A 7508-nucleotide genomic window follows, 5' to 3' on the forward strand; every position below is an offset into this window, starting at 1 on the left:
GAGTGGATCACGGGGCTGAAAACGGCATTGACCCGGATCCGACAACTTTCGTCGGATCCGGGTCATCACGGGAATTTCATCTAGCGGGCAGCGGCGACCTCATCGAGCACGCCGGCGAACCAGGCTACAGCTGCTTCGCCCACCGGCTCCCAGGACGAGGCGTCGTAGCGGCCGACTTCTCCTACGCGCTCGGCCCCCAGCTCCGAGAGCTTGTCATCGAGCTTCGTGGCGCCCTGTCCGTAGGTTTCCGTGTAGAACGTATCGCCAAGGCCAAACATGGCGTACCGTACGCCGGTCAGGTCGGGGCGGACGACGGAAAGGTCTGCGTAGAACGGCAGCGCCGTGTTGGGCAGGTCCCCTTCACCGTAGGTGGAGCACAGAAATACGTACATCGTGTCATGCTGCAATTCAGAGATGGAGAACGCTGACAGGTCGTGCACGTGGACTTCCTGGCTGTCGTTCCTGATCGAGTCAGCGAGGTCTTCAGCCGCAACCTCTGCATTGCCGGATTCCGTCCCGAAAAGAACTTGGATCTTCATCATTTTCTCCTGTTTGATGCCTGAGTTAGTTGGTGCCGGGGGCGGCGGTTCGAACGAGTTTGTTGTGTGCGATGGCAACCATCTGTTCATGGCTGGGGATCTTTCGGCGGGACCGATCGGCAGCGGCGGCATCGGTCTCGGCGGCGTCCACGCGCTTCCACGCCGAATAATCCACTGCCTTGGCCCGGACCTCTTCGGGCAGGCCGGCGTATCCCGGCTTCGGCTGTTGCTGGAGCGAATCGACGCCAGCGACGATCTCTTCAGCTACGGCCTTTGCACAGGACCTGTTTTCGGCGATCGTTCCACGGGAACCGCGCTTGATCCAGCCTGTGCGGTACAGTCCGTAATCCAGCACCCCGCTTTCAAGGTTGGCCTTCAGGGCACCGAGACCGTGCCAGTCGCCGGCGTCGAAATCGAAACCAATGGCTGTTACGACAGAGTCTGTGTTGAGGAGTATGTTCGGCCAGTCATCATTGACGGATCGCAGTTCCAGGTTCTGGACGTGCCCGTCCCCGTTGATGCTCACCGGGGCCCACCCAAAGTGCAAAACCACCTCGACACGGGTCTCGTTTCCCGGGTCGAACTGGAGAAGCTCCTCAATGGCCTTCGCCCTCGCGACGGCGGTACGCGGAGCGTCCTCCGCTACCGCAAGGGGATCTGCGCAGGAGAATTTCACGCCCTTTACGCGTCCGAGCTCAGCGAGCATGACTGGATCAGAAGGAGCGTTCGTGACGGTAGACCGGCAGATGAGGTCGATGTGACTCACAGGAGCCTGAATGTATGCTGCCAGCACGTCGTCGTCGATGTCACTGTTGAGGAAGTCCTCGGGCCGCTTGATCAGCAGCCGCAGGATGTCGATGGACACGTTGCCGCCACCGATAATTGCCACGGAGTTGCCGAACTTCGGCACCTCAGTCTGCTCCAGCGGGTGGGCGTTGAAGAGCCTCGTGATGCGGCCTGCCCGGTAGACCTCCGGAAGGTCCTCCCCCGGCACTCCGACGGCCCGGTCCTCGGCAAGGCCTGCAGCCAGCACGACGATGTGGTGGATGCTGCGCAGTTCGTCCAGGGAGACGTCGGCGCCGACCTCAATGTTGCCTGCGAAGCGGACATTGTCGCGTTCAAACAACCGGGCAAACTGTGCCTGAATTGATTTGGTGCTCTGGTGGTCGGGGGCGACGCCGTACCGGACGAGCCCGAATGGGGAGGCAAGCCGGTCGTAGATCGTGATCTCTGACTGAGGAAATGACCGGCGCAGGCTTTGGGCAAGGTAGCAACCGGAAGGCCCGCTTCCGATGACCGCGATGGACAGAGGCGTATCCATCAGAAGGCTCCTTCGACGGAAAATGCTCTGGCAGCAGGGGCGCCCAGGACGATGTTCAACGGTGCCAAGGGAGAGCCGGCAGGATACTTGCCGAGGAACAGCTCAGCGCCACGCTCGGTCAGGCGAAGGTCCAGGAGCATGCTGCCGGTGGCCCCTGGCTCAAGAGCTGCCGTTGCGAGTTCCAGCCGAGTCCCTGCGGGGGCGGAGTCGTCCGCGATGTACATGTGGACCATGCCGCCAGCGACGTGCAGGCTCGGGTCGGCGATGCGAAGTGAAAGAACACCCAAATAGGCGCGGAATTCAACTGAGCCGCCGAAGTGCAGGTTCTCGTGATCCCCCGAGGTGACGATTCTGGGGAAATGGTAGTAGCCATCGTCATCACGCGTGGCACCGGCTGAAAGCGTGACGGTGCCATCACCGGTGCGGTTGCGGACGTAATCATCGAATGCCGGATCAATGCGCCATTGCAAAGAGTGGGTACCGGCGGGGGCTCGCTTAAGCTTTTTCACGTCATCTCCTTCAGGATCAGCTGCGTTGTACTAAGCGTATACCGTATACGGAACACGAACAAGGTTTTCTGCGGTCATTCCGTTTCTCCCGGGAGCAGTTTTTGGAGGTCGTTAAAGTGCTCCTATACGGGAGGCCGGACAAAAGCACGACTACATAGATCGGCAAAAGGAGAACGCCTGGCGGCAGCGCCCTATTAACTTGCAGCGTGCAGCGAAGTCCTGTGCCGGTTCGTGCCGGCTATTGCTGTGCTTGCTTCGGTGTCTGTTGCCGGGAGCGTCGGAGCGACCACTCGTTTGTCGAAGTTGGCTGCGAGCAGTTCGCCTGAATGGATGATGTGGGACGTCATTGAGGCGCGTGTCTTTGCTGCGTCTTTTGAACGTATTCCCTCAAGGAGTTCTTCATGGTCGGTCACGGTTGCCGCCGGCCATCCTGGAATCGACGAATAAAACTGCCGGGGCACGTAGCGTGTGATCAGGCTCAGTGCCCAGAGGATCTTCCGGGAGCCGGCCATGGTGTTGATCTGGCGATGGAAGGCGTGGTTCTTCTCTTCGAGGAGATCAAGGTCATTCCGGCGTGCGGCCGCGATCAGTTCGTGGTGAAGTGCTTCCAGTTCCGCCAGCTCATCGTATGTGGGGCTGGCTGCAGCCCTCGCTGCCAGTTCACCGGCTATGAGTGCCTGGACGTGGAAGAGGTCCCGTATGTCTTGTCCGGTGAGTGGTGCGACCTGGAAGCCCCGGCGCGGGAGCAGGTCCAGGAAGCCTTCCACCCGCAGTGCCTGCAGGGCCTCGCGGGCGGGGGTGGTCGAAATGCTCAGGGCTTGTCCGACCATCTCGGGTCTGACGGTTGTCCCCGGCCTGAGTTCGCCGGACATGATGAGCCCGCGGACGTAGGCGGCCGCTTCATCACTGAGCTGCCTGCGGCCACGGTCGTCACTGCTGCGGTTACTCATTGGTGCCTCTTCTCCTGATGCTCCGCTAAGAATAAAGTATTGCCGCCGGGTACCTTCCGGACCCGGCGGCAATGGGGAATCAGCGCTCAGCAGCAGTAAGCGGCAGTCCCAGCTCGGCAAGAACCTGCTCGGTGTGCTCCCCCAACTCAGGCACTGGTCCCATGGAGAACCCTGCCTCCCTGGAGGTGACCGGCGGGATCAGGCTGCGGACGTCACCGACAGAAGATTGCACATCCCGCCACCGGTTCCTTGCGGACAGCTGCGGGTGGGCGGAGAACCCGTGCATGTCGCGCAGTTCAGCATTGGCGATGGATGCCGCGTCGAGCCGTTCAACGACCAGACCAGTGGGAAGGGACCGCAGAACGTCGTTGATTTCGCTGTGGAGGTCGGCGCGGTTGTGAACCCTGGCGCCGTTGCCCAGGAATCGTGACTCGCCGGCCAGTTCTGGTTTCTGGAGAACTTCCCGGCAGAACTTTTCCCATTCGCGCTCATTTTGGATGCCAAAGAAGACGGTCCCGTCGGCGGTATCGAATGGCCCGTACGGGGCGATGCTGGCGTGCTGGGCCCCACTCCGCGCGGGCGGAGCCCCGCCGTATTCGGCGAAGAAATAGGGTTGGCTGACCCACTCCCCCAGTGCCTCCAGCATCGAAATTTCCAGGACGTCGCCTTTGCCGGTTGAAGCCCTTTGCAGCAGGGACGTCAGTACCCCTGAATAGGCGTACATTCCGGCGCAGATGTCGGCAATTGAGACCCCCACCTTGGCAGGCGAATCGTCGGTTCCGGTAACGCTCAACAGCCCCGATTCGCACTGGACGAGGAGGTCGTACGCCTTCTTTTGCTCATACGGGCCGCCCTTCCCGTACCCGGAAACGGAGACGTGGATAAGCCTGGGATTGAGTGCCAGGGCTTCGTCCGGACCAAAGCCCAGCCGTTCCACCGCACCCGGGGCGAGGTTCTGCACCAGAACATCTGCCTTGGCCACAAGCTGCTTCAGGGCTTCGAGGCCGTGGGCGGATTTAAGATCAAGGACGATGCTCTCCTTACCCCGGTTCAGCCACACAAAGTAACTCGCCAAGCCGTTGACTTTGCTGTCATAGCCGCGGGCGAAGTCTCCTGTGTCCCGCTCAATCTTGATGACCCTGGCCCCAAGATCCGCGAGTTGCCGGGTTGCAAACGGGGCGGCGACGGCCTGTTCCAGTGAGACAACCGTGATTCCTTCAAGAGGTAGCCGGCCCATCACTTCTCCTTTCGTGCTCGGGCGAGAATGCGCTGTGCCCGTTCGATGACAGGGCGGTCGATCATTTGGCCCTCAATTTGGCTGGCGCCGCCGCCAGCGGAAACCACAGATTCAGCCCACCGGACCTCCACTGGATCCGGGCGGAAGGATTGGCTGACGACAGGGACCTGGGAAGGGTGGATGCACAGTTTGCCGCCGAATCCGAAACCCCGCGCAAGGTTTGCCGATGCCTGGACCTTGTCGGTCTCTTTGATGAAGATGGCGGGCGAATCCAGAGGCGCCGGTATTCCGGCCGCCCGTGATGAGACCACCAGCGCACTCCTGGCATGGTCCAAAAACCTGTCATCGCTTCCGGCATCGATGTCCAGGGCGTAGTCGATGGCACCGAACGACAATCGGGTGACACCGGGTATGCCGGCGATCTCAGCCGCGCCGACCATGCCAACAGCGCTCTCAACGAGGGGTACGACTGCCAGATCAAGCATGTCGCAACGACTGGCGAGCTTTCTTAGGGCCATGCTGTCTTCGGCCTTGGGGATAACGAACCCCAGCAGGCCATGCCTGGCCTGCTGGGCAACGCCCAGAAGAGCAACGATCTCGGCGTTGCTGCTCTCAGTTCCGAGCGGATTGATCCGGACCAATGCACGCAGCTCACCACGAGTCAGCGAATTGACAGCCGCTGCCAGCGCCTTCGCCTTGTTCTCCGGAGCCACAGCGTCCTCAAGATCAACGATGACAACGTCGGTGCCCGAGGCTGCCGCCTTGGCGAAACGTTCTGGTCGGTCACCGGGGACGAACAGTGCCGTCACCGCCGCTGCTACCAGTTCCTGTCCCTGAGTTTCCAACACCACCTCCCGTGGACCGGTCACTGGAAATCTCCGTGGTCCGGCAATGTTGATTCGTCGGGTCTGGCCGACTCGACACTCGGCAGGTGTCCCTGGCGGTAAACCATAAAGGTCCTCCGGTAGCTGATGACGATTTTGGCGGCCTGGTTGAACCCTTCGGTGGCCACAGTGACAAGGCCAAGGTTTGGTCGGGATTTGGATTCGCGGAGGGCGAGGACCTTGGACCGTGAGTAGATGGTGTCGCCCTCATACACAGGGTTCGGCATCCGCACTTCATCCCACCCCATGTTCGCGAAGACGTTCATGGACAGGTCAATAGTGGACTGACCGGTCACGAGCGCGAGAGTAAACGTCGAATTAACCAAAGGCCGGCCAAACTCCGTACCCGCAGCGAAGTTTCGGTCCACGTGGGTCTTGGCCACGTTCTGCGTAACCAAGGTGAAGTTTTGGTTGTCAGCTTCCGTGACCGTCTTACCAAAAGGGTGGTAGTAGATGTCGCCGACTGAAAAATCTTCAAACAGGCGCCCAGTCCATCCCGGTACTACACGGGTCTGGCCCGTCGTAAGTTCTGACGTCATCGTTAGTTCCTCTTCCATTGCGGATACCGTATCCCGTATATTAGTCTCCAAGAGTCGACGGGACAACTGTTTTGTTCCGCGGACGCCGAATAAGCCCTCCTAGTCTCCCGGAGACGAGGGGGACTCAATATATTGGTCTGTCCGGCCCGAAGGCCGGATGCGACCGTGCACACCGCGAAGTTATCCCAAGGGCCGCCAAATTTTTGGTCTGAATATATTTTATTTTGATCGTTTACTGGCTTCCGACGACGCCTAGCCACAAACCGAGGAGCACCCGTGACTGTCCAAACTTCTGTCGACGAGCTAAGGGCAAAGACCCGCACTCTCTGCGCCCTGTTTCCAGACACCTACTGGCGCGAAACCGATCGCAACCGCCGTTACCCCCAGGAGTTCGTCGACAGACTGACCAAAGAAGGGCTCCTGGCCGCGCTGATCCCCACTGAATACGGGGGCATGGGCGTGGGCCTCACCGAGGCCAGCGTGATCATGGAGGAAATCAACAAGTCCGGCGGCCATTCCGCCGCCTGCCACGCCCAGATGTACACCATGGGCGCGCTGCTTCGGCATGGAAGCGAAGACCAGAAGAACGCCTACCTCCCGGCCATCGCTTCCGGCGACCTTCGTTTGCAGGCATTTTCAATTACAGAAGATGCAGCCGGCTCCGACACAACCAGCATTGAAACGGCAGCCGTCAAGGACGGGGACGACTACGTCATCACCGGCCACAAGAGCTGGACCAGCCGAATCGATGAATCAGACCTCGCATTCGTGCTCGCGCGGACGTCAAAGAAGGGCGACGAGGACCGGACACACGGACTCACGCTCTTCCTGGTGGACCTGCGTCAGGTACGTGCCGAACAGCCGGAGACCTTGGAAGTAGTTAAGGTCCGCACTATGTTCAATTACGCCACCAACCAGATCTTCTACAAAGGCATGCGCGTACCGCAGTCTGCCGTCATAGGTGAGGTCGGCAAGGGCTTCCGCTACGTCATTGACGGATGGAATGCAGAGCGCATTCTGCTGGCCTCCGAAGCGATTGGCGACGGGTACTGGTTCACAACGCGGGCAGTCGAATACGCTAACAACCGAAGCGTGTTCGGTCGTCAGATCGGCGCCAACCAAGGCGTGCAATTCCCCATCACGGACGCCTACATGAAGGTCAGGGCCGCGGACATGATGCGATACGAAGCTGCACGGCTGTTCGACGCCGGCGAGCCCTGCGGGGCAGAAGCCAACATGGCAAAACACCTCGCCTCAGAAGCGAGCTGGGCTGCAGCAAACGCATGCCTGGACACCCATGGCGGCTATGGCTTCGTGGATGAATACGACGTAGAACGCAAATTCCGGGAAACCCGCATGTTCCAGGTCGCACCGGTAAACAACAACATGATCAAGTCCTTTGTCGCCACCAAGGTCCTGGGTCTCCCCCGGTCGTACTAAGCCTCGATCCACCGATGAGTTTGGGGTGTGAGCGGGTGCCGTGACACGGAAATGCCCCTCGGATCAGGGAAAATAGAGCTTGTCTAAGG

8 protein-coding genes are annotated in these 7508 nt (G+C 60.3%); 1 reads left to right on the plus strand and 7 read right to left on the minus strand.

Annotated features, from left to right (window positions below):
• Nucleotides 1-80: 80 nt before the first annotated feature.
• The 7 genes from ACIQF4_RS18775 to ACIQF4_RS18805 form a co-directional block, all read right to left on the minus strand.
• The gene (locus ACIQF4_RS18775; protein WP_400580022.1) at nucleotides 81-539 is read right to left on the minus strand and encodes a flavodoxin domain-containing protein; all 459 of its coding nucleotides are present in this window, start codon (nucleotides 537-539) and stop codon (nucleotides 81-83) included.
• A gap of 25 nt (nucleotides 540-564) precedes the next feature.
• Complete coding sequence (locus tag ACIQF4_RS18780; RefSeq protein WP_400517256.1) at nucleotides 565-1860, minus strand: FAD-dependent oxidoreductase; 1296 nt, start codon at nucleotides 1858-1860, stop codon at nucleotides 565-567.
• Nucleotides 1860-2369 (minus strand): HtaA domain-containing protein, encoded by a 510-nt coding sequence (locus tag ACIQF4_RS18785; RefSeq protein WP_400517255.1) that lies wholly within the window; start codon nucleotides 2367-2369, stop codon nucleotides 1860-1862. The genes ACIQF4_RS18780 and ACIQF4_RS18785 overlap by 1 nt, the downstream gene beginning before the upstream one ends.
• A 194-nt stretch (nucleotides 2370-2563) precedes the next feature.
• Nucleotides 2564-3319, minus strand: a complete 756-nt coding sequence (locus ACIQF4_RS18790; RefSeq protein WP_400517254.1) for a GntR family transcriptional regulator — start codon at nucleotides 3317-3319, stop codon at nucleotides 2564-2566.
• Between the two features lie 79 nt (nucleotides 3320-3398).
• Nucleotides 3399-4556 carry a CaiB/BaiF CoA transferase family protein gene (locus ACIQF4_RS18795; RefSeq protein ID WP_400517253.1) on the minus strand — a complete coding sequence of 386 codons (1158 nt, stop codon included), beginning with the start codon at nucleotides 4554-4556 and terminating at the stop codon, nucleotides 3399-3401.
• Nucleotides 4556-5425, minus strand: coding sequence for an HpcH/HpaI aldolase/citrate lyase family protein (locus tag ACIQF4_RS18800; RefSeq protein WP_400517252.1), 870 nt, complete (start codon nucleotides 5423-5425; stop codon nucleotides 4556-4558). The genes ACIQF4_RS18795 and ACIQF4_RS18800 overlap by 1 nt, the downstream gene beginning before the upstream one ends.
• A complete protein-coding gene (locus ACIQF4_RS18805; protein WP_400517251.1) occupies nucleotides 5422-5979 on the minus strand; it encodes a MaoC family dehydratase in 558 nt (185 codons plus the stop codon). Before ACIQF4_RS18805 ends, ACIQF4_RS18800 begins: the two co-directional genes overlap by 4 nt.
• A 276-nt stretch (nucleotides 5980-6255) precedes the next feature.
• Here ACIQF4_RS18805 and ACIQF4_RS18810 point away from each other — a divergent pair, with 276 nt between their 5' ends.
• Nucleotides 6256-7419, plus strand: a complete 1164-nt coding sequence (locus ACIQF4_RS18810; RefSeq protein WP_400517250.1) for an acyl-CoA dehydrogenase family protein — start codon at nucleotides 6256-6258, stop codon at nucleotides 7417-7419.
• Nucleotides 7420-7508: the final 89 nt, after the last annotated feature.

Source organism: Pseudarthrobacter sp. NPDC092202, from assembly GCF_044755505.1.
In the GTDB taxonomy this organism is placed as follows: domain Bacteria; phylum Actinomycetota; class Actinomycetes; order Actinomycetales; family Micrococcaceae; genus Arthrobacter.

Bases quoted from the DNA above. Each gene is read 5' to 3' on its own strand.
- ACIQF4_RS18805 (WP_400517251.1), bottom strand. From the start codon at position 5,979: ATGACGTCAGAACTTACGACGGGCCAGACCCGTGTAGTACCGGGATGG.
- ACIQF4_RS18790 (WP_400517254.1), bottom strand. From the start codon at position 3,319: ATGAGTAACCGCAGCAGTGACGACCGTGGCCGCAGGCAGCTCAGTGAT.
- ACIQF4_RS18795 (WP_400517253.1), bottom strand. From the start codon at position 4,556: ATGGGCCGGCTACCTCTTGAAGGAATCACGGTTGTCTCACTGGAACAG.
- ACIQF4_RS18775 (WP_400580022.1), bottom strand. From the start codon at position 539: ATGAAGATCCAAGTTCTTTTCGGGACGGAATCCGGCAATGCAGAGGTT.
- ACIQF4_RS18780 (WP_400517256.1), bottom strand. From the start codon at position 1,860: ATGGATACGCCTCTGTCCATCGCGGTCATCGGAAGCGGGCCTTCCGGT.